28 protein-coding genes and 1 pseudogene are annotated in these 20,215 nt (G+C 66.2%); 12 read left to right on the forward strand and 17 right to left on the reverse strand.

What is annotated here, in order from left to right:
• Positions 1 to 10: 10 nt before the first annotated feature.
• Positions 11 to 334, forward strand: a complete 324-nt coding sequence (locus MBENS4_RS10095; protein WP_084592033.1) for a PilZ domain-containing protein — start codon at positions 11 to 13, stop codon at positions 332 to 334.
• 22 nt (positions 335 to 356) lie between these two features.
• Here MBENS4_RS10095 and MBENS4_RS10100 read toward each other — a convergent pair whose 3' ends face one another.
• The 7 genes from MBENS4_RS10100 to leuC all read right to left on the reverse strand — a co-directional run bounded on the left by MBENS4_RS10100 (position 357) and on the right by leuC (position 5,042).
• Positions 357 to 1,142 carry an NUDIX hydrolase gene (locus MBENS4_RS10100; RefSeq protein WP_039392198.1) on the reverse strand — a complete coding sequence of 262 codons (786 nt, stop codon included), beginning with the start codon at positions 1,140 to 1,142 and terminating at the stop codon, positions 357 to 359.
• Positions 1,143 to 1,553: 411 nt separating this feature from the next.
• Positions 1,554 to 1,883: a Grx4 family monothiol glutaredoxin gene (gene grxD / locus MBENS4_RS10105; protein WP_039390507.1), complete on the reverse strand. Its 330-nt coding sequence runs from the start codon at positions 1,881 to 1,883 to the stop codon at positions 1,554 to 1,556.
• 30 nt (positions 1,884 to 1,913) lie between these two features.
• Positions 1,914 to 2,147: a BolA/IbaG family iron-sulfur metabolism protein gene (locus MBENS4_RS10110; protein ID WP_039390508.1), complete on the reverse strand. Its 234-nt coding sequence runs from the start codon at positions 2,145 to 2,147 to the stop codon at positions 1,914 to 1,916.
• Positions 2,148 to 2,277: 130 nt separating this feature from the next.
• Entirely contained in the window at positions 2,278 to 2,613 is a 336-nt protein-coding gene (locus MBENS4_RS10115) for a DUF1476 domain-containing protein (protein ID WP_039390509.1), read from the reverse strand.
• Positions 2,614 to 2,804: 191 nt separating this feature from the next.
• Positions 2,805 to 3,407, reverse strand: a complete 603-nt coding sequence (gene leuD / locus MBENS4_RS10120) for a 3-isopropylmalate dehydratase small subunit (protein WP_039390510.1) — start codon at positions 3,405 to 3,407, stop codon at positions 2,805 to 2,807.
• A gap of 13 nt (positions 3,408 to 3,420) precedes the next feature.
• Positions 3,421 to 3,588 (reverse strand): hypothetical protein, encoded by a 168-nt coding sequence (locus tag MBENS4_RS26115; protein ID WP_199904367.1) that lies wholly within the window; start codon positions 3,586 to 3,588, stop codon positions 3,421 to 3,423.
• A 14-nt stretch (positions 3,589 to 3,602) separates the two neighbouring features.
• Positions 3,603 to 5,042, reverse strand: coding sequence for a 3-isopropylmalate dehydratase large subunit (gene leuC, locus MBENS4_RS10125; RefSeq protein ID WP_039390511.1), 1,440 nt, complete (start codon positions 5,040 to 5,042; stop codon positions 3,603 to 3,605).
• Between the two features lie 193 nt (positions 5,043 to 5,235).
• On the opposite strand from leuC, the gene MBENS4_RS10130 reads away from it, so the two are divergent.
• Together MBENS4_RS10130 and MBENS4_RS10135 are read left to right on the forward strand one after the other, a co-directional pair.
• The gene (locus tag MBENS4_RS10130) at positions 5,236 to 5,754 is read left to right on the forward strand and encodes a sterol desaturase family protein (protein WP_039390512.1); all 519 of its coding nucleotides are present in this window, start codon (positions 5,236 to 5,238) and stop codon (positions 5,752 to 5,754) included.
• A gap of 79 nt (positions 5,755 to 5,833) precedes the next feature.
• Positions 5,834 to 6,793 carry a formate/nitrite transporter family protein gene (locus MBENS4_RS10135; protein ID WP_239026245.1) on the forward strand — a complete coding sequence of 320 codons (960 nt, stop codon included), beginning with the start codon at positions 5,834 to 5,836 and terminating at the stop codon, positions 6,791 to 6,793.
• Positions 6,794 to 6,815: 22 nt separating this feature from the next.
• Here MBENS4_RS10135 and MBENS4_RS10140 read toward each other — a convergent pair whose 3' ends face one another.
• On the reverse strand, positions 6,816 to 7,175 hold the full coding sequence (locus MBENS4_RS10140; protein WP_039390513.1) for a YbaN family protein: 360 nt from the start codon (positions 7,173 to 7,175) through the stop codon (positions 6,816 to 6,818).
• 31 nt (positions 7,176 to 7,206) lie between these two features.
• The gene (locus MBENS4_RS10145) at positions 7,207 to 7,623 is read right to left on the reverse strand and encodes a SufE family protein (RefSeq protein WP_039390515.1); all 417 of its coding nucleotides are present in this window, start codon (positions 7,621 to 7,623) and stop codon (positions 7,207 to 7,209) included.
• A 306-nt stretch (positions 7,624 to 7,929) separates the two neighbouring features.
• Between MBENS4_RS10145 and MBENS4_RS10150 the strand changes: the two genes are divergently transcribed.
• Entirely contained in the window at positions 7,930 to 10,008 is a 2,079-nt protein-coding gene (locus tag MBENS4_RS10150) for an NAD(+) synthase (protein ID WP_039390517.1), read from the forward strand.
• A gap of 231 nt (positions 10,009 to 10,239) precedes the next feature.
• On the opposite strand, the gene MBENS4_RS10155 is transcribed toward MBENS4_RS10150, so the two are convergent.
• The 8 genes from MBENS4_RS10155 to MBENS4_RS10190 all read right to left on the reverse strand — a co-directional run bounded on the left by MBENS4_RS10155 (position 10,240) and on the right by MBENS4_RS10190 (position 13,458).
• Positions 10,240 to 10,491 carry a hypothetical protein gene (locus tag MBENS4_RS10155; RefSeq protein WP_039390519.1) on the reverse strand — a complete coding sequence of 84 codons (252 nt, stop codon included), beginning with the start codon at positions 10,489 to 10,491 and terminating at the stop codon, positions 10,240 to 10,242.
• Between the two features lie 12 nt (positions 10,492 to 10,503).
• Positions 10,504 to 10,785, reverse strand: a complete 282-nt coding sequence (locus tag MBENS4_RS10160) for a hypothetical protein (RefSeq protein WP_052322180.1) — start codon at positions 10,783 to 10,785, stop codon at positions 10,504 to 10,506.
• Positions 10,782 to 11,141 (reverse strand): hypothetical protein, encoded by a 360-nt coding sequence (locus MBENS4_RS10165; protein ID WP_239026244.1) that lies wholly within the window; start codon positions 11,139 to 11,141, stop codon positions 10,782 to 10,784. Before MBENS4_RS10165 ends, MBENS4_RS10160 begins: the two co-directional genes overlap by 4 nt.
• Before the next feature lie 32 nt (positions 11,142 to 11,173).
• A complete protein-coding gene (locus MBENS4_RS10170) occupies positions 11,174 to 11,512 on the reverse strand; it encodes a hypothetical protein (protein ID WP_052322181.1) in 339 nt (112 codons plus the stop codon).
• 13 nt (positions 11,513 to 11,525) lie between these two features.
• Complete coding sequence (locus MBENS4_RS10175; protein WP_039390520.1) at positions 11,526 to 11,816, reverse strand: hypothetical protein; 291 nt, start codon at positions 11,814 to 11,816, stop codon at positions 11,526 to 11,528.
• 43 nt (positions 11,817 to 11,859) lie between these two features.
• The gene (locus MBENS4_RS10180) at positions 11,860 to 12,246 is read right to left on the reverse strand and encodes a PspC domain-containing protein (RefSeq protein ID WP_039390522.1); all 387 of its coding nucleotides are present in this window, start codon (positions 12,244 to 12,246) and stop codon (positions 11,860 to 11,862) included.
• Between the two features lie 154 nt (positions 12,247 to 12,400).
• On the reverse strand, positions 12,401 to 13,255 hold the full coding sequence (pspA, locus tag MBENS4_RS10185; RefSeq protein ID WP_039390524.1) for a phage shock protein PspA: 855 nt from the start codon (positions 13,253 to 13,255) through the stop codon (positions 12,401 to 12,403).
• Complete coding sequence (locus MBENS4_RS10190) at positions 13,252 to 13,458, reverse strand: hypothetical protein (protein ID WP_039390526.1); 207 nt, start codon at positions 13,456 to 13,458, stop codon at positions 13,252 to 13,254. Before MBENS4_RS10190 ends, pspA begins: the two co-directional genes overlap by 4 nt.
• A gap of 167 nt (positions 13,459 to 13,625) precedes the next feature.
• On the opposite strand from MBENS4_RS10190, the gene pspF reads away from it, so the two are divergent.
• The 8 genes and pseudogenes from pspF to MBENS4_RS10230 all read left to right on the forward strand — a co-directional run bounded on the left by pspF (position 13,626) and on the right by MBENS4_RS10230 (position 20,197).
• Complete coding sequence (pspF, locus tag MBENS4_RS10195; protein ID WP_039390527.1) at positions 13,626 to 14,687, forward strand: phage shock protein operon transcriptional activator; 1,062 nt, start codon at positions 13,626 to 13,628, stop codon at positions 14,685 to 14,687.
• A 208-nt stretch (positions 14,688 to 14,895) separates the two neighbouring features.
• Positions 14,896 to 15,432: a sigma factor-like helix-turn-helix DNA-binding protein gene (locus MBENS4_RS10200; protein WP_242404862.1), complete on the forward strand. Its 537-nt coding sequence runs from the start codon at positions 14,896 to 14,898 to the stop codon at positions 15,430 to 15,432.
• Between the two features lie 112 nt (positions 15,433 to 15,544).
• A complete protein-coding gene (locus tag MBENS4_RS10205) occupies positions 15,545 to 15,898 on the forward strand; it encodes a hypothetical protein (protein WP_199904368.1) in 354 nt (117 codons plus the stop codon).
• A 20-nt stretch (positions 15,899 to 15,918) separates the two neighbouring features.
• Positions 15,919 to 16,395, forward strand: a complete 477-nt coding sequence (locus tag MBENS4_RS25790) for a hypothetical protein (protein ID WP_159108044.1) — start codon at positions 15,919 to 15,921, stop codon at positions 16,393 to 16,395.
• A gap of 11 nt (positions 16,396 to 16,406) precedes the next feature.
• Entirely contained in the window at positions 16,407 to 16,805 is a 399-nt protein-coding gene (locus MBENS4_RS25795; protein WP_052322182.1) for a JAB domain-containing protein, read from the forward strand.
• Between the two features lie 401 nt (positions 16,806 to 17,206).
• A pseudogene (rimP, locus tag MBENS4_RS10220) lies at positions 17,207 to 17,778 on the forward strand (ribosome maturation protein RimP).
• A gap of 3 nt (positions 17,779 to 17,781) precedes the next feature.
• Positions 17,782 to 19,464, forward strand: a complete 1,683-nt coding sequence (gene nusA, locus MBENS4_RS10225; RefSeq protein ID WP_039390534.1) for a transcription termination factor NusA — start codon at positions 17,782 to 17,784, stop codon at positions 19,462 to 19,464.
• Positions 19,445 to 20,197 carry a DUF448 domain-containing protein gene (locus MBENS4_RS10230; protein ID WP_039390535.1) on the forward strand — a complete coding sequence of 251 codons (753 nt, stop codon included), beginning with the start codon at positions 19,445 to 19,447 and terminating at the stop codon, positions 20,195 to 20,197. Before nusA ends, MBENS4_RS10230 begins: the two co-directional genes overlap by 20 nt.
• Positions 20,198 to 20,215 lie beyond the last annotated feature (18 nt).

Consider the following 20,215-nt stretch of genomic DNA (forward strand, 5'->3'; position numbering starts at 1 on the left):
TGATACCTGAATGAGCCGTCCGATCATCCCCCGGCGCTCCGTGCGCAAGCCGGTCTCCATGACCGTACAGTGCCGGACCCACAGCGGTCTGCGGGACACAGGCGAGATCTACGATCTTTCGCCCGAGGGGTGCTGCATCCAGATCACGGGCATGTTCTTCAAGGTGGGCGGGCGCATCGTGCTGCGCCCGGCCGGGCTGGAAGCCTTCAGCGGGGTCGTGCGCTGGATCAGCGGCGACTTTGCCGGGGTCGAGTTCGACCGGCCGCTCTATGGCCCGGTGGTTGATCACCTGGCGCTGCACAACCCGTCCAAGGGCATGCCGCGCGGCTTCTGATCCGCGCGTATGGGCGCGGCGCTCAGCCGCGCTGGACGCTGGCCATGGCCTCGGCGCAGACCGGGTAGCCACGTCCTTCCGGAATCGTCAGCCAGTCCCCATCCTCGCGGTGCTCGATCACGGGCCGGATCCGGCGCGGGGGATGGGCCTGCGCGTCGGCCTTGGCCTCTGCAAAGGTGGCATGTCCGGCGAGGCGCTCCAGGTTGCGGCGGGTGGGGAATATGACCCGTCCCTCGCCGCGCTCGCACAGCGCCAGGGTGTCGCGCGCGCTGGCCCAGAACAGGTACGTGTTTTCGGTCTCGTCGACCGCGATATCGACCTGCCCGCGGCCAAGATCGGTCAGGAAGAAACGGGTGTCGAAGGGCCTGGTCCCCGGCGCGCACCAGTGGGCGTAGAATGTCAGGCGCCCGGGATCGAGCTCCCAGCCCATCCGTTCGAGCACCGGGGCAAGGGCGCCCTCGCGCAGCAGCAGCTCGCGGCCCTCGCGCACGGCCTGCGGCGAGACGGCGGCCGGGTTGGCGATGAGCAGGCCGGTCTCTTCCAGTGTCTCGCGAATGGCGGCGATCCGCCCCGCTCCCAGCGTTTCGTCCTCATCTGGCAGGAGGCGGCGCGCAAGGGCGGTGTCCTCGGCATCGACGCGCCCACCCGGAAAGACGAGCGCGCCTGCGGCAAAACGCATCTTCGGCGCGCGTTTGACCATCAGCAGTTCGGGCGGGCCGCCGGGCCGGGGGCTGCGCCGGAAGATGACGACGGTCGCGGCGGGGACCATGTCCTCGGGCGGGTCGGTGGGAGCGTGGGACGCGGTCATGGAACAGCTTTCGCGCGCCGTGCCGCCGGGGGCAAGAGGGCGGTTGCCTTGCAGGTAAGGCGCGCGCACGGTTGACGCCCTCCGGGTCCCAGGGAGAAGGCGGCGGCGCTGGCCGCAGGTGCGTTGGTCCCGATGCGCCTCCCGGAGCCAGGACGGGTCTCCGTTGTGTCGAGATTTCTTACACATCGGCCTTGAGGCATGATCGCGTCGGAGGCTCGAATGCGGGTTTTGCGTAATTTCGCGAGTTTGGCACGGACCATGCTTTGTATCCATTGTACCCAAAGCAGTCTCGATGGGGCAGGGCCATCATGTCTCCTGGCCCTGCCTCCCCGACAGACGCACGAAGGGCCCGGACACCGTAGTGGTCTCCGGGCCCTTCTTGCGTCGGGTGACGGTGCTTGCGAACGCGAATCAGGCCTGGGGCGCGATTCCCGCATCGGTGACGAGCTGCTGCAGTTCGCCCGCCTCGTACATCTCCATCATGATGTCGCTGCCGCCCACGAACTCGCCCTTCACGTAGAGCTGCGGGATCGTCGGCCAATCCGAGTAGGCCTTGATGCCCTGGCGGATTTCCTGGTCCTGCAGGACGTCGACCGATTCGAACGGGACGCCGATGTGGTCGAGAATGGCGCAGGCGCGGCTCGAGAAGCCGCACTGCGGGAAGAGCGGCGTGCCCTTCATGAACAGGACAACATCGTTGGCCTTCACGAGGTCGCCGATACGGGCGTTAACGTCGGACATCTGATTCAAATCCTCAAAAGCGTATGCGCGTCACTTGGGAACGGCGGTGGTGAGTTGCAAGGCGTGGAGCTCGCCTCCCATGCGGCCTCCAAGCGCTTCATAGACCATCTTGTGCTGCGCGACACGCATCTTGCCCGCAAACTGGGGCGCGATAACGTGCGCGGCGTAATGGTCGCCGTCGCCGGCAAGGTCGGTGATCGTGATTTCGCAGCCGGGCAGGGCCTCTGCAATGAGGCGCTCGATCTCGCTGGCGGGCATCGCCATATGGGCTTCTCCTATGGCCGTCGTTGGGGGGCAGGGTGCGGCCGGCACCTTGGTCTTGCGCCTCGCCCTAGCACCGCTGGCGCACGGTTTCGAGCCGTTTCGGGCGCGGCGCTTGCAAGGCGGGGAGGGGTCAGGCCGTGCCGAGAAAGGCGCGGCGCGCTTCGACCTGCTTGGCTTCAAGGGCAGCGCGCACTTCGCTCTCGGTCGTATCGACACCGGCGGCGGTGATGTCGCCCAGGAGCTTGCGGATCACGTCCTCGTCGCCCGCTTCCTCGAAGTCGGCCTGGACCACGGCCTTGGCGTAGGCTTCGGTCTCGGCCTCGGAAAGGCCCATGCGCGCAGCGGCCCATTCGCCCACGAGGCGGTTGCGGCGCGCCTGGATGCGGAAAAGCACCTCGGCGTCATGTTCGAGCCCGGTCGGCTCGCCGCCATCTGCGCCGTGCCCCTTGCTGCTGAAACTCTTCATCACACAATCCCGCAAAAGCGTGAGCCCGGCGCACCTGCGCGCCGCGTCACGGTTCGTTCCCATTGCGATAGGGCCGAGCGGGGCCGGGTTCAATCCCGATTCCGGCATCGTGCGCGGGGCCCAAAGGCAACCGGCCCGGCGGGAGGGTCCCGCCGGGCCGGAAAAAGTATCCCAAAGGGGATGCGAAGCGCTCAGGCCTCGGCGAGCTTCGGACTGGCCAGGAAGGGCAGATCCTCGCGCGCCTTGGCCTCGTAGGTGCCGATCTCGGCGTCCTGCGCCAGCGTCAGGCCAACCTCGTCGAGGCCGTTCAGCAGGCAGTGCTTGCGGAACGGGTCGATCTCGAAGGTAAAGCGATCCTGGAAGGGGGTGGTCACCGTCTGGGTTTCCAGGTCCACGCTGATCGGATCGGTCGTGGCGACCTCCATCAGGCGGTCGATGGCTTCCTGCGGGATGGCCACGGTGAGGATGCCGTTCTTGAACGCGTTGCCCGAGAAGATGTCCGAGAAACTGGGCGCGATCACGCAGGTCACGCCCATGTCCAGGAGCGCCCAGGCCGCGTGCTCGCGGCTCGAGCCGCAGCCGAAGTTGTCGCCCGCGATCAGGATCGGCGCGCCTTCGTAGGTCGGGTCGGTGAAGACGTTGCCCGGCTCGGCCTTGACCGATTCGAGGCAGCCCTGGCCAAGGCCCTCACGGGTCACGGTCTTGAGCCACTGGGCAGGGATGATGACGTCGGTGTCGACGTTCTTGCGGCCGAACGGGTAGGCCCGGCCGGAAACCTGGGAAATCGGGTTCATGGGTGTGCTCGTCTCAATCCGTCTCGTGGGCCTGTTCGGGGTGCGCAGGCGCGTTCTTCTCGGCGCGCGACTTGCGGCGCTTCACGAAGAGCAGCGCAGCGGCAACCGCCGCCGAGCCAATGGCCGCACCGGCCGCGATCGCGGCGCGTCCGGCGAGCGAGGTATCGGGTTCGTCTGCCATCTTGCGTTCGTCCTTCAGGCGTTCTCGGCCAGCTCGCGCACGTCGGCGAGGCGTCCGGTGACGGCGGCTGCGGCCGCCATGGCGGGGCTGACGAGGTGGGTGCGCGCACCCGGACCCTGGCGCCCTGTGAAGTTGCGGTTGCTGGTGGACGCGCAGCGCTCACCGGCGGGCACCTTGTCGGGGTTCATCGCAAGGCACGCCGAGCAGCCCGGCTCGCGCCATTCCAGGCCTGCCTCGATGATGATCTTGTCGAGCCCTTCGGCCTCGGCCTGCGCCTTGACCAGGCCCGAGCCCGGCACGACGATCGCCCAGGTCACGTTGTCGGCCTTCTTGCGGCCCTTGAGGACCTGGGCTGCGGCGCGGATGTCCTCGATGCGGCTGTTGGTGCACGAGCCGATGAAGACGTTCTGGACCTCGATGTCGGTCAGCTTGGTGCCGGGCGTCAGGCCCATGTAGTCAAGGCTGTGCTGGACCGCCTGGCGCTTGGAGGCGTCGGCGAAATCGTCCGGCGAGGGGACCACCGCGCCGATGGGGGCGGTGTCCTCGGGGCTGGTGCCCCAGGTCACGGTCGGCTCGATGTCCTCGGCGCGGATGTGGATCGACTTGTCGTACGTCGCGCCCGGATCGCTCGCGAGGCTCTTCCACCAGGCGACGGCCTTGTCCCAGTCCGCGCCCCTGGGCGCATAGGGGCGGCCCTGGACGTAGGCGAAGGTGGTCTCGTCGGGCGCGATCAGGCCCGCGCGTGCGCCCGCCTCGATCGACATGTTCGAGACCGTCAGGCGGCCTTCGATCGACATTTCACGGAACACGTTGCCGGTGTACTCGATGACGTAGCCGGTGCCGCCCGCGGTGCCGACCTTGCCGATGATGTGCAGGATCACGTCCTTGGGCGAGACGCCTGCACCCAGGGTGCCCTCGACGTTGACCTGGAAGGTCTTGGACTGCTTGAGGAGCAGGGTCTGCGTCGCCATGACGTGCTCGACCTCGCTGGTGCCGATGCCGAAGGCCAGCGCGCCCAGGCCGCCGTTGCAGGCGGTGTGGCTGTCGCCGCACACGATCGTGGCGCCCGGCAGCGAGAAGCCCTGTTCGGGGCCCACGACGTGGACGATGCCCTGTTCGGGGTCGGCATCGCCAATGTAGCGGATGCCGAATTCAGGCGCGTTCTTCTCCAGCATGTCGAGCTGCTGCGCGCTCTGCGGGTCGGCGATGGGAACGCGCTTGCCGGCTGCATCGCGGCGCGCGGTGGTCGGCAGGTTGTGGTCGGGGACCGCGATGTGCAGGTCCGGACGGCGCACCTTGCGCCCGTTCGCGCGTAGCGCCGCGAAGGCCTGCGGGCTCGTCACCTCGTGCACGATGTGCCGGTCGATGTAGATGAGGCAGGTACCGTCGTCGCGGGTGTCGACAACGTGGGCGTCCCAGATCTTCTGGTAGAGTGTGCGCGGCTGTGTGGTCATGATGCGAGCCGATTAGGCCCCTGCGCTTTGCAATTCAAGCAGTACAGCGCAGGGCATGTGTTCGATTTATCCGGCAGGAGGACGAACGGCGTATTTTTCAACCCGGTAAGGGGGCAAGTTGCGCCACGAAGATGCGGTGAACGGCGTGCGATCAGGCGCTGACACGGGCGCCGCATCGGTCTAGGAGAAGGGGGTGACTGTTCTTATCGCCATTCTCATCGTTCTTGCGAGCGCCGCCGCCATGGAGCTGGTCGCCTGGTCGAGCCACAAGTACATCATGCACGGCTTTGGCTGGGGTTGGCACCGCGACCACCACGAGCCCCATGACAAGCTCCTGGAAAAGAACGACCTCTACGCGCTGGTCGGCGCGGGGATGAGCATTTCGATGTTCGCGCTCGGCTCGCCGCTCGTCATGGGCCAGCACGCCTGGTGGCCGGGGACGTGGATCGGGCTGGGGATCCTCGTGTATGGCATCATCTATACGCTGATCCACGATGGCCTCGTCCATCAGCGCTACTTCCGCTGGGTGCCCAAGCGCGGCTACGCCAAGCGTCTGGTCCAGGCGCACAAGCTGCACCATGCGACGATCGGCAAGGAGGGCGGGGTCAGCTTCGGGTTCGTCGTCGCGCGCGATCCGGTCCGGCTCAAGCAGGAGCTCAAGGAGCAGCGCCGCCGGGGCATCGCGGTGGTGCGCGAGGCGGTGGAGGACTGAGCAGAAGGTCACACAAGCGGCAACCTGCCACGATCTGGCGCGTTACAGGCGTTCCAGATCTTTCAGGAGACATCCGAACGTGATCGATACCGCCGGCTCCGGTGCAGGGACCTCTTCCGGTCCTGCCGAGGCGGAGCAAACCGAAGAAGAACGCGAGGAGGAACTGCGCCGCGCCGAACAGAAGGCCGAGCGCGAGAACGTCGAGCGTGAAATCGAAAGCGGCAATTCCACCCTGACCCGCCGCGAACGCCGCCGTGTGTCCGCGCACAGCCGCCTGTCCGCTCTCACCGTCTTTTCGATCATCCGCAGCGAGGGCGAGGAGGAACTGCGCCGTCCGACCTCCTCACTGTGGTGGTCGGGCATTGCCGCTGGCATCGGCATTTCGACCTCGGTCTTCGCCCAGGCGCTTCTCTACGAGGCGCTGGAAGGTAGCCCCAACCGCTGGGTTGTCTCGAGCCTGGGCTATTCGGTGGGTTTCATCCTCGTCATCCTCTCGCGCCTCCAGCTGTTCACCGAGAACACGCTGAGCGTGGTCCTGCCGATGCTCTCCGAGCCGAGCTGGGGGAAGCTGGGCCTTTCCGCCCGGCTCTGGGCGATCGTTCTCACCGCCAATTTCATCGGCACCTTCCTCACCGCCTTCTTCGTGATGGTGATGTCGGATGGGGGCGATGCCGAGGCAAGCAGCCATGTGACCGCCATGCTCGAGGTCTCGAAACACGCCGCGCAGTCGCAAGGCTGGACCGCGCTGGTAAAGGGCATTCCGGCAGGCTTCTTCATTGCCGGCCTTGTCTGGATGCTGCCCAGCTCCAAGGGTTTCGAGCTGTGGGTCATCATGGTCTTCACCGCGCTCATCGCGGCGGGCGGCTTTACCCACGTCATCGCGGGATCGACCGAGATGTTCATGCTCGTGATCGACGGGCAGAAGTCCATCGAGGCCGCCTTTACCGGCTATCTCCTGCCCACGTTCGCGGGCAACGTGATCGGGGGCACCGGGCTCTTCGCGATGCTCTCCTACGGCCAGATCCACGCCGAGATCTGAGCAGGACCACCGGCCCGGGGGATTACTCGGGCCGGGTCCAGATCCACGGGCCCAGTAGGGCGAGCACGCCAACCGGGATGAAGGCCAGCGGGAAGCCCACCACGAACCAGGTGAAGGGAATGCTCGCGCTCATCGCGAGGATGGCCGAGACCTTGCCCTTGCGGCTGATCGCCCGCCGGTCGCGCCAGGCGACGAGATGGGGGCCATGCTTGGGATGGTTGTAGAGCCGCTCGGCCCATTCCGGGTGGCTCTTGGAAAAGCACCAGGCCGCCGCGATGTAGAAGACGACGGTGGGCATGACCGGCAGGAAGATGCCGATGGTGCCCAGCGCCACGAACAGTACGCCGCCAAGCATCCAGACCGAGCGCTTGACCTTCTTCAAGCTCGCGCGCTCCGGTCGGAGGAAGGCTGGGTCAAGACTGCGGGTCCGCGTAGCGCGCCGCGGTTTCCCGGATCAGAGCGATCATGTTGGGAACGCCTTGCGTGCGGTTCGAGGAGAGCTGGTTCCTGAGGTCGAAGGGCTCGAGCGCGGCGACGATGTCGGTCTCGGCGACTTCGGCGGCAGGCTTGTCCTGCACGCCTGCAATGACGAGTGCGACGATGCCCTTGGTGATCGCCGCGTTGCTGTCCGCCAGAAAATGTAGCGTGCCACCTTCCGCTTCGGTGGGGTAGACCCAGACCGAGGCCGAACACCCGCGCACCTTGGTCGCGTCGGTCTTGAGCGCGTCGGGCATCGGGTCGAGCTCGCGTCCCAACTCGATCAGCAGGCGATAGCGTTCATCGCCCTCAAGGAATTCATACTCTTCGCGGATGTCATCAAGGCTGCGCATGCAACGTCATTTAGGGCCGTGTCGCCACAGGGCAAGGGGGCTTGGGCGTGGGGCGCGGTCCGATAGGGCTGCAATCGAAATAAAGAGACAGGCAGAGACAAAGAAAGGACTGATTCAAGGGGGCATCACCTCTTGACCCCCAAACGGGCGACCTCACCTTGCTCAGCCAGGGTGGCGTGTGGGAGGTGAGGTCGACGGTATGGGGAGCCTGAGGGCGATGGCCCTCGGGATTATCTTCCTGCTTCCTCCTGTTTTTCGGCATCACGCCAATTGCACCGGCGCGCGGTTCCTGTCAGGGAAAAGGCCATGAACGCTTCTGCCGCCGCCGACCGCAGCCATCCCTTCTTCTCGCTGCACGAGCATGGTTTCGTGCGCGTCGCGACCTCGACCCCGCACGTGCGGCCCGCCGATGTCGCCTTCAACCGCGATGCGATTCTGGCCGAAGTGCGCCGCGCGCATGAAGCGCATGTCGATCTTCTGGTCTTTCCCGAGCTGTGCCTTTCGGCCTACGCCATTGATGATCTGCACCTGCAGGGCGCGCTGATCGCGGCGGTGGATGCCGCGCTCGCCGAGATCGTCGCGGCCAGCGCCTCGCTTTCGCCGGTGCTGCTGGTGGGGGCCGCGCTGGTCCACGGCTCCAGCCTCTACAACTGCGCGGTGGTGATCGCGCACGGCAAGCTCCTGGGCGTGGTGCCCAAGTCGTTCCTGCCCAACTACCGCGAGTTCTACGAGAAGCGCTGGTTCGCAAGCGGCAAGGCGGTGCGCGGGCAGTCGATCACGGTGGCCGGGCAGAACGTGCCGTTCGGCGTCGACCTCGTCTTTGCATCCGAAGTGCTCAAGGATTTCCGCTTCTTCGTCGAGATCTGCGAGGATGTCTGGGCGCCCACCCCCCCAAGCACGCTGGGCGCGCTCGCCGGGGCGACGATCCTGTGCAACCTCTCGGCCTCCAACATCACCATCGGCAAGTCGGACGAACGCCACGCGCTGTGCAAGGCGCAGTCGTCGCGCACCTCCGCGGCCTATGTCTATTGCGCCGCAGGGCACGGCGAGAGCACGACCGATCTGGCCTGGGACGGGCAGGGCATCGTCTACGAACTGGGCGAATGTCTCGCGCAGTCCGAGCGTTTTGCGCTGGAGCCGCAGCTGTGCATCGCCGATATCGACTGCGAACGTATCGTCGGTGACCGGCTGCGCCTGCCGACCTTCGCCGACGCGGCCGAACTTGCCGGATCGCCCGCGCAGACGTTCCGAACCGTTCCCTTCCGTCATGCGCCGGTGCGCGGGGATATCGGCCTCCAGCGTCCGATCCGCCGCTTCCCCTTCGTGCCCAACCGCCCGGAAAAGCTCGATGCGGACTGCTACGAGGCGTTCAACATCCAGGTTGATGGCCTCATGCGGCGCTTGGAATCGACGGGCTCCAAGTCGATGGTGATCGGGATCTCGGGCGGGCTCGATTCCACCCACGCGCTGATCGTCGCCGCACGCGCCTGCGATCGCCTGGGCCTGCCGCGCACCTTCATCCGGGGTTACACCATGCCCGGCTTCGCGACGAGCGAGGGGACGAAGTCGAACGCCTGGAAGCTGATGGATGCGCTGGGCATCACGGCCGAGGAAATCGACATCCGCCCGGCCGCAACGCGCATGCTGGAGGACATCGGCCACGCCTTTGCCGATGGCGAGCCGGTCTACGACGTCACGTTCGAGAACGTTCAGGCGGGGCTTCGCACCGACTATCTCTTCCGCCTCGCCAGCCAGCACAGTGGATTCGTGATCGGGACGGGCGATCTTTCCGAACTGGCGCTGGGCTGGTGCACCTACGGCGTGGGCGACCAGATGAGCCACTACGCGGTCAATGCGGGCGTGCCCAAGACGCTGATCCAGTACCTCATCCGCTGGTGCGCGGATGGCGAGGACTTTGCGGCCGAGGCCGGGGCGATCCTTCACGCCATCCTCGATACCGAGATCTCGCCCGAACTCGTGCCCGCCGGCGCGGACGGCGCGATCCAGAGCACCGAGGAGAAGATCGGGCCCTACGCGCTCAACGACTTCTTCCTCCACCACATCATGCGCTACGGCCAGACGCCCTCCAAGGTCGCGTTCCTCGCCTGGCACGCCTGGCACGATGCCGCCCAGGGCCAATGGCCCGACGGCTATCCCGCCGACCGGCGCGTGGCCTACGACCTGCCGGTGATCCGCGCATGGCTGGAGAAGTTCCTGCGCCGCTTCTTCGCCTTCAGCCAGTTCAAGCGCTCGGCGATCCCCAACGGACCCAAGGTCTCTTCGGGCGGAGCGCTCAGCCCACGCGGCGACTGGCGCGCGCCGTCCGATGCCCGCGCCGAGGTGTGGCTGGCAGAGCTGGATGCGAAGGTGCCTTTGGAAGGGTAGGAAGATAAGGGGAGGTTCCGAGGGCCATCGCCCTCGGGCTCCCGGAATCGGTGAGGGGGGCTTTGCGGGCAGTGCGGCGTTGAAAGACGAAGCCACAGGATAAGAAAAAGAGGCTTCGCCCCCAATACCTTTTCCCCGACCTCACCATTCCGACGCCAGGTGGCGGCGTGAACGGTCCCAGACAGTTCGGGGAGCCCGAGGGCGATGGCCCTCGGACCTACTCTTTTACCTTCAATCCCTTAAACTCTCGATCTCTTTCGCAAGATCCTTGCCCCGGCGTTCGTCGGTGGCGATGCGTTCAAGGACATTGATGCGTTCGCGCAGCTGGGCGATCTCGTCCTCGAGTTCCTGCTCGTGGGGATCGCGCCGACCGATGGTGCGACCATGGTCCGAGCGTTCGGAGGGCAGGTGCAGCTTCTTGGCGCGCAGCCAGGTAATGCAGCCGATGACGAACATGACCACCACGGCCGTCCAGAAACTCATTGTCGTGGTACCTTATGTATGCGCGAGGAGGGGCATGGCCTGCTCCTCGGTCGGGTGGGTCAGCTGGTGCTCGCTATCCTGCGCATCGCGGCGGGGCGAGGCAAGGTTTTCGAGGTGGCGCAGGCGTTCTTCAAGGTCGCTTTCGCGGGCCTTGAGGGCGTGGGTGTCCGCCGCCAGTTCCAGCTTGCGTTCCAGGTAGGCGAGGTAGCGCTTGTAGGCGCTGGCGAGCGTTGCGAAGAGCAGCACCACCGTTCCCATGACAATGGTGACGGTAAGAAGGTCTCCCAGATTCACTGGCGCGTCTCCACAGGCACGTCGGCGCGGGCGAGATCGCGCGCTTCGCGCAGCGATTCGATCTGGCGCGCCACGTCATAGCCCTTGTCGGTGACGATGCTCTCGACTGCGGCGAGGCGGTCTTTCACCGCGCTCATCTCCGCGCGCAGTTCCGCGTTTTCCTGGGTGAGCAGCTGAACGCGGGCCTGCGCCTCGCCGTCGGTCCTGGGGTAAATGCTCTTGCCCCAGGAATTCTCCAGCGGATAGCCGTGGCGCATGCGCAGCCAGTTGTTGAAGATCCAGCCCGCCGTGGCGACGGCGGTGCCCACGATGATGACCGGGCTGAGCATTTCGATGGTCGCGATATCGAGAGCCATGACGGTGTCCTTTCGGGAAACGGTGGCCGGCGTCAGCGCGCGCGGGAGGCAGGGGCGGGCGTTGCGGCCGGGCTGCGGGCGGTGTCGAGCGCGCTCAGCGCCTCGATCTGGCGGGCGAGGTCGTAGCCGCTGTCGGTGACGATGGTTTCGAGCGCGGCGGTCCGCTTTTCGAGATACTCCACGCGTTCGAGGAGTTTGGCATGGGCTTGCGTCTGGTGCCGTGCGGCAGCCGGGTCAGTCTTCTCGGTCTTGCCGAACCATTCATCCTCCAGCGCGTAGCCGTGGCGCGCGCGGATCCAGTTGTTGAAGATCCATCCGCCGGTCGAAAGGGCGATGATGGCAAGGACGAATTCGGGGCTTCCCCAGTTCATGCTCGCTCTCCCCTCAGTTCACGCGCTTGGCGGGGGCGGGCGCACGCTGGGCGTCGGCCTCGCGCTGGTCGCGCAGGGCTTCGATCTGGAGCGCGGTGTCGTAGCTGCCATCGGTCACGATGCGTTCGAGGACACGGACGCGTTCTTCCAGTTCGCGCGCGTTCGAGGCGTACTGGGCGGCCTTCTCCGCGGTCGCCTCGACCTGGATCTCGGCCATCTTGCGCTGGTGCTTGGTCCAGACGACGAGGGCGCCGACCAGAAACGGTGCAAGGGGAATGAGAAGCGCGAGTGAGCTGGTGTCCATGATGATCGTGTCCCTGTCTGATGCCCGGTAGAAGAGATGCGCCTTAGCGCAGGCTCTCGATCTCGGCCGCGAGGCGCGAGTTGCTGTTGGAGTAGTGCGCTTCCATGTCGGCGACGCGCCGGTCGATGTCGCTCAGCTCGCCGCGCAGGCGTTCGCCGCGGCCGATCCCGGCCTTCTTCGCGCGGCGGCGTTCCATGCGGCGCAGCAGGCGCTCTTCCTCGTGCGCGCTGTAGTCGGACAGCGGGCGCTTGTCGGCGATGAGCGCGACCGCGATGTAGATCGCGATGACGATGGGGAAGCCGAAGAGCAGCAGGAGCACGGCGCCGAGCCGGATCCAGAGCGCATCGACATCGGTGAAGTCGGCGATGCCCGCGCAAACGCCTGCAAGCTTGGCGTTCGACTTGTCGAGATAGAAATGTCCACGTGACACTGTGCTGGTCCCTTCCCTTGGGTTGTCCCTTGCAGGAGACCTTCGTGTCTCCCGCGCCCCCGGACCATGGCCCCTTGCCACGGATGGCTGAGGGCCCTTGATGAGGGCTCGCGCGGCGATCCGGGTGTCTGCCGCGGGCCCGGTGGCCTTTGGTCTACTGCCCGGTGGTGTCCGAGCCCTGGCCCATCGTCTTCTTCATCTGCGCCAATTCGGCCTCGATCGAGTCGCCATCGGCGAGCGCGGCAATTTCATCGGCGAGCGTCGGCTGGCGGCTGTCGTCGCCGATGTTCATCGCCTCGGCGCGGCCTTCGGCATAGTCCACCCGGCGTTCGAGCTGGTCGAAGCGGGCCAGCGCCTCGTCGACGCGCTCGCTGGCAAGCAGGGTGCGCAGCTTCACGCGGTTCTCCGCGCTCTTGAGGCGCGCGGCAATCGCGCTCTGGCGGCTGCGGGCTTCGCGCAGGCGGCTCTGCAGCTTCTCGATGTCCTGTTCGTAGGCGCCGAGCGAATCGTCGAGCACCGCGATCTCGGAACGCAGCTGCTCGGCCATGTCGGAGGCCTTCTTCTTTTCAAGGAGGGCGGCGCGGGCAAGGTCCTCGCGGTTCTTGCTCAGCGCCAGCTGCGCCTTGTCGGCCCAGTCGGCCTGGAGCGCGTCGAGCTTGTCGGCGTGGCGGCGCAGTTCCTTCTGGTCGGCAATCGTGCGGGCCGAGCTGGTGCGCACCTCGACGAGGGTCTCTTCCATTTCCAGGATGATCAGGCGGATCATCTTGGCCGGGTCTTCCGCCTTGTCGAGCATGTCGTTGAAGTTGGCGGCGATGATATCGCGGGTGCGCGAGAAGATACCCATGCTGGCTATTCCTTTGTTGTGGCTCGGGCGGCGGGTGGTGGTGGTGAACGAGGCGTGGCTGTCGTTGGCGGCGTGCCAGGTGCGACCGCCCTGGCGTTGTCCGCGATCATCGCACGCATCGCCGGAGGCGTGAAGGATTTCGATTTCGGTGTCGAGGCGGCTCATGCGAGGGGTACTCCGCAGATGGGGGCAGCATAGGCCTTGGCCGGGCCGAGCTGGTCGGCCATCGCCATCAGGTTGAGAGCGCCCATCGCCAGCAGGCTGGCAATGATTGCCCAGTCGAGCTTGGTGCGGGCAAGGGTCGCACGCGGCTGGCGGGCGGCGAGGTCGGAACCGGTCTGGTCGGAGCTGGCGGTACGCAGCGGCATGGCGAAAAATCCCTGTTGCAGTGTGCCTTTCGGCGTGTCGCCCAAGACATTGCAGGAGCCGTGCCAAATGCGAAAAATGGCTGAATTGCAGCCTTTGCTAACTGTCTGGCCGATGAACCACATTTTGTATATTGCCAAATAATGGCAAAATACGCCAAATATTGGCAATGGATCGTGATGTTCAGTTCGTGGGCCAGTCGGTCGCCTTTCTCGATGCGGTGGAGCGCACCAGTCGCGCGGCTCCGATCACCCGTCCCGTGCTGGTCATCGGGGAGCGCGGCACGGGCAAGGAACTGATCGCCCAGCGCCTGCACCGCCTGTCGCCGCGCTGGGGTGAGCCGCTCGTCACGCTCAACTGTGCCGCGCTGCCCGAAACTCTCATCGAGGCTGAGCTGTTCGGTCACGAGGCGGGCGCCTTTACCGGCGCGACGCGCGCCCGGGCGGGTCGTTTCGAGGAGGCCGACGGGGGCACGCTGTTCCTCGATGAGCTGGGCAATCTCTCGATGGCCGCGCAGGAGCGCCTCCTGCGCGCGATCGAATATGGCGAGGTTGCGCGCATTGGCGCCTCGCGTCCGATCACGGTTGACGTGCGCATCGTTGCGGCCACCAATGCGGACCTGCCGCGCATGGCGCGCGAGGGGGCGTTCCGTTCCGACCTGCTCGACCGGCTGAGTTTCGAGGTGATCACGCTTCCGCCGCTTCGCGCGCGCGAAGGCGATGTCTTCGAGCTGGCGGATTACTATGGGCGGCGCATGGCGGCCGAACTGGCCTGGGAGGGGTGGCCCGGCTTTGCCCGCCCGGCGCTGGACGAGTTGGAGGCCTACGCCTGGCCGGGCAACGTGCGCGAACTGCGCAACGTGGTCGAGCGCGCGGTCTACCGCTGGGATATCCCGGAGGAGCCGATCGGGCAGGTCGTCTTCGACCCCTTCGGCAGCCCCTGGCGGGTGGAGGACGCGTCCGAGCCCGGCCAGCTTGCGCCTGCATCTTCCCTGCAGGTGCCGACTGCCGCTCCAGGCGCGGTGGTCCGGAGCGCCGAGGAAAGGGTGCTCGCCTCCGGCCCGCTCCCGGACGACCTGCGCGCCGCGGTCGATGCCTTCGAGTGCGATCTGCTGCGCCGGGGGCTCGAGGCGAATCGCTGGAACCAGCGGCGCGCGGCCAAAGCGCTGGGGCTCAGTTACGACCAGCTGCGCCACGCGATGAAGCGTCATGCGCTTGCTCCGGGCACCTAGCGCAGGGCGGTTGTGGGCCGGGGTGGATCGTAGCAGGGGGCGAATCCGCGCACTTTGTCGATAGGGATAGCCGTTTTGACGATGATCGGGCAGGGGCGGCTGTTCTTGTTGATGGCTCTGTTGCAATATCGGACACATGGGGAATTTCGGTCCCGTGGCGATTTTGCTACAGTCCGTGCCCCGACGATGAGCGATTGTAACGTGAGCCATGCCTGCTGAGATGGATGAACACCGCGCCCGGGCGCTGCTGGATGGCCTGACCGCCAAGCAGCGCGAGGTGCTCGATCTGCTGGTCCTGCACCGCACGACCAAGGAGATCGCGCGCGAGTTGGGTATCGCGCCCAACACGGTCGACCAGCGCATTGCCGGGGTGCGCGACAAGTGGGGGACCTCCAACCGCAAGGAAACCGCGCGTTTCTACGCCCGTCTGTGCGACCTATGTGGAAAACCCACATGTGATTTTTCGCGTGTCGACGAACCGGGGGCAGACGTTGAAAGTCTGCTCCAGGACCTGCCGGAAACGCCGCAGTTCGTTCTCTCCGATGCCCGCCCCATGATGGGGTTTCCCGAGTGGCTGGAGGAGGAGCGCGAGCCTGTCGTGACCGCTCCGGTGGGCCTGGAGACCCTGGACCAGAAGTTCGGGCGTATTGGCCGCGTTGCCGCGATCCTCGTTCTTGCGATGGTCATGGCGATGACGCTGGCCACCTCGCTGGCGGTAGCCGACGCGTTGGAGCGCCTTATCTGACAGTTCGTGCCGGGGTCTTCGCCAGACCCTGGTCGACCTCCTTCAGGTCGGCCGCTCGCGCCGCGGCCCTGCTTTCTCGTGTGGCCCCGGCATTAGGACCGGAGACGACGACATGACCATGACCCCTGAAGTTGCCAGCCTGCGTATCGGCCGTTCGGTGACCTCGCTCGAGGATGCCATGGACGAACTGCTTGCCCGCTCGGGCGATCTCATGGCCGAAATGGCCCGCGCCCGTGTCGCCACCGCCGAAGCCGCGCACGCCGGCCAGCGCCCGATGATGCGCATTGCCGCCATGCAGAAGAACCTCATGGCTGCCCGCGGCGAACTGCTGCGCGCCCACGGCGACCTCTCGCAGCTTGCCGAAACCATGGGTATTCCGGTAGCCGGGTGCCCTGAAGAGGGAAGCCTTGCCAGCACCGCGGGCGAGGATCTGGAAGGTGACGTTGCCGTGGAGCGCGCCGCCTGACACCCACGGGTGCGGCTGTAATGGGGGAATCTGCGATGCTCTCGGGCATCTTCCTGCCCGCGTTCTTCCTGCTTCTGGTCGTCAGTCCCGGACTGGCGGCCTGGAAGGGGGGCGAGCCGGAACGCTGGGGCGGCATGGTCATACTGGCCATGTGGGCGCTCCAGTCGGTCGGAGAATTCGTTCTTCCCAGCCAGTATTACGCGGTCGATCCCGTGGCCTTCCTGACCGACGTGGTCGGTATGCTGGGCTTTGGCATCATCGCGCTCAATGCAAGGAGGGTCTGGCCGTTATGGGCAGCCGCGTTGCAATTGCTGAGTCTGAGCGCGCACTTCGCCCGCTGGGCGGACCTCGACATTCCCGCGATTGTCTACGCGCTGATGCGCGATGGTCCGACCTTCGTGGTCATGATCGCGCTCCTGATCGGCACCTTGTGCCACATGCGCCGTGTGCGCCGCGAGGGGACGGACATCGCCTGGCAGAGCTGGCCGACCAGCTAGCCCGGGTGCGGGTGCTGAGCCGTGATTTCCCGCCGCTCCTTGCCGACATGATGGGGCCCTTGGCGCGTGAGGTCCTGCTGATCGCCTATCTCGATACGCACGGGCATGCGCTTGGCCACGTGTTTCTGGGGGGCGAGGATGCGAATGCCGTCCATGGCCGCTACCGCCCGTTGATAGCGCCCGCGCTGCGGCTGGGGGCGGCGGGCTTCCTGCTCGCGCACAACCATCCCTCGGGGGATCCGCGGCCCAGTGCGGCGGATATCCGCGCGACTCATGGCCTGCAGGCGCTGGGCCGGGCACTCGAGCTGGAATTTGCCGATCACCTCGTGGTCGGTGGCCGACAGGTGACGAGCATGCGGGCCTGTGGCCTGCTGGGAGGACGTATCGAGCGCCGCCGCCGCGCGGCGTAATGGAATTTCGCGATCTTCGCGCAGGGACTGCACTTCAGACGCACAGCACCTGCGTGGAGCACATGGGGGAGTGATGACAGGCCCATGTGGATCGGTTTGTGCCGGTCCGGGTCCGTCTCGCTTCGTGGCGGCGGGAGGCCTTCAGGGCGTCTCGCCGCCCTTTTTGTCCGGGTCATGGCGCAGGTCTGTCCGGTGCCCGGCGGTGCAGGCCGTGCCTGGGCCCGAACGTGACCCTTGCATCTTTGCGCGAAAGAGCCTATCTGCAGGCTCATCCCGACATTGGTGAAACATGGATCGGGCTGGCGCCGGACAGGGGCCGGCGCGAAACCGCGTTTCCCGATGCGTTTTATCCCGCGACTCGCCCGAGGGCGAATCGCCTTGTTCTGTAGCTGGAGTTCCGCTTGGCCGATCTTGCACGCCTTACCGAAGTCATCGAACCGGAGGCACCGCCCTCGGCTTCGAGCTCGTGCGCGTGCGCCTGTTTGGCAAGAGCGAGGTCGGCGACGACGAGATCGCGCTGCAGATCATGGCTGAGCGTCCCGAGACCGGGCAGCTCGTGCTGGACGATTGCGTGGCGCTCTCGCACCGCATCTCGGACCGCATGGATGCGCTCGAAGAGGCCGGTGACGTGCTGATCGAGGAGGCCTACCGCCTCGAGGTCAGCTCGCCGGGCATCGACCGTCCGCTGACGCGGCCCAAGGACTACGCCAAGTGGGTCGGCCACGAGGCGCGCGTCAACCTGACGGTGCCGGTCGACGGCAACCGCAAGGCTCTCACCGGCGATCTCGTCGGCATCGAGGGCGAGGCGGGGGCCGAGGTCGTGACCATCGAGGACAAGAAGTCGGGTCGGGTTTCCTTCCCGCTCGGTGACATCCATTCCGCCAGGCTTGTCCTTACCGACCGCCTGATCGCAGCCACCCGCCCGCTCGACACCGACGGTGCGGACGACATTCTTGAGGAACAGGAAGACTAAGCCATGGCCAGTGCGATTTCCGCCAACCGCGCCGAGCTGCTCGCGATCGCGAATGCCGTTGCCTCCGAGAAGATGATCGACAAGGCGATCGTCATCGAGGCGATGGAGGAAGCCATCCAGAAGTCGGCGCGCAACCGCTACGGCGCCGAGAATGACATCCGTGCGAAGCTCGATCCGCGCACCGGCGACCTGCGCCTGTGGCGTGTCGTCGAGGTGGTCGAGGAAGTTGACGACTACTTCAAGCAGGTCGACCTCAAGCAGGCGCAGAAGCTCGACAAGGAAGCCAAGCTGGGCGACTTCATCGTCGATCCGCTGCCCCCTGTCGACCTCGGCCGTATCGACGCGCAGTCGGCCAAGCAGGTCATCTTCCAGAAGGTGCGCGACGCCGAGCGCGATCGCCAGTACGAGGAATTCAAGGACCGCGCGGGTGAAATCATCACCGGCGTCATCAAGTCCGTCGAATTCGGCCACGTGATCGTGAACCTGGGCCGCGCCGAAGGCGTGATCCGCCGCGACCAGCAGATCCCGCGCGAAGCCGCCCGTGTCGGCGAGCGCGTGCGCGCCCTGGTCCTGCGCGTCGAGCGCCAGAACCGTGGTCCGCAGATCTTCCTCAGCCGCGCGCATCCGGACTTCATGAAGAAGCTCTTCGCGCAGGAAGTCCCCGAGATCTACGACGGCATCATCGAGATCAAGGCCGCTGCCCGTGATCCGGGCTCGCGCGCCAAGATCGGCGTGATCAGCCACGACCACTCGATCGACCCTGTCGGCGCTTGCGTCGGCATGAAGGGCAGCCGCGTCCAGGCGGTCGTCCAGGAAATGCAGGGCGAGAAGATCGACATCATTCCCTGGAGCGAGGACACCGCGACCTTCGTCGTCAACGCGCTCCAGCCCGCGACCGTCAGCCGCGTCGTCATCGACGAGGAAGAGAGCCGCATCGAGGTCGTCGTGCCCGATGACCAGCTTTCGCTCGCCATTGGCCGCCGCGGCCAGAACGTGCGTCTCGCCTCGCAGCTCACCGGCTCGCAGATCGACATCATGACCGAGGCCGAATCCTCGGAGAAGCGCCAGAAGGAATTCACCGAGCGCTCGACGATGTTCGAGAACGAACTGGATCTCGACGAGACGCTCTCGCAGCTGCTGGTGGCCGAAGGCTTCACCGAGCTGGAGGAAGTCGCCTACATCGACATGAGCGAACTCGCCTCGATCGAAGGCCTCGACGAGGAACTCGCCGAGGAACTCCAGAACCGTGCTCACGAGGCGCTCGAGCGCCGCGAGGACGCCTACCGTGAGGAGCGCCGTGCGCTTGGCGTCGAGGACGGCCTGGCCGAACTCCCGCACCTCACCGAGGGCATGCTGGTCGTGCTCGGCAAGGGCGGCATCAAGACGCTCGACGATCTGGCGGACCTTGCCACCGACGAGCTCATCGCCAAGAAGCGCACCGAGCAGCGTCGCCGCGACGGTTCGGTGAACCGCCGCGCCCGCGACGAGGACAAGGGCGGCGTGCTCGGCGAGTACGGCCTGACCGAAGAGCAGGGCAACGAGATCATCATGGCTGCGCGTGCGCACTGGTTCGACGACGAGGAGCCGGTGGAAGCCGACGCCGCGATCGAAACCGAAGCGGACACGGCCGACACGGCCGCTGCGCCCGAAACCGAGGAGGCCGCCGATGCGGAATCCTCGCAATGAGCGCGTAAGCTCCGACATCGATAGCACCGGGACGGAGAGGACCTGCATCCTCTCCGGTCGGAAAGGTGCGCGCGAGGACTTCATCCGTCTGGCGATCTCGCCGGACGGTCTGGTCCTTCCCGATATCCACGCACGTGCCCCCGGGCGCGGGGCGTGGATCGGCGTTTCGCGCGACACCCTTGAAAATGCACTCGCGAAGGGCAAACTAAAGGGAGCGATGGCGCGTGCCTACAAGGGCGCGCCCCTGTCGATCCCCGAGGACCTTGGTGCGCGCATCGCGCAGGGGCTCGAGAAAGCCCTGACCGAACGCCTGGGACTGGAATTGAAGTCCGGGCGCCTCCTCATGGGATCGGATCGGATCGCGCAGAACGCACGTGAGGGGAAGGTGGCCTGGCTTGCCCATGCCGCCGACGCCCGCGAGGATGGATCGCGCAAACTGGACCAGGCTTGGCGTGTCGGCCGCGATGCCGAAGGCTCGGGCCTGAAAGGCGCGCGCTTGCCACTGGACCGCACCACACTGTCTGTGGCATTGGGCCGCGACAATGTCGTGCACCTGGCGCTGAACGATCACGGCGCGGCCCAGAGGGTCAATTCGCTGCTGACGCGCCTCCTGAATTTCCAGGGGCAGGACCCACCCGATGACGGGGCGTCCACACACGAAGATGGCAAGGGGCAGGCCCAAAACGCTGTGCCCACGACGACACCCGACATGGGTCGGGCACACGCAGATTGAGATTTGAAGGGCAAAACG

It is taken from the genome of Novosphingobium sp. MBES04 (genome assembly GCF_000813185.1).
Classification (GTDB): domain Bacteria; phylum Pseudomonadota; class Alphaproteobacteria; order Sphingomonadales; family Sphingomonadaceae; genus Novosphingobium; species Novosphingobium decolorationis.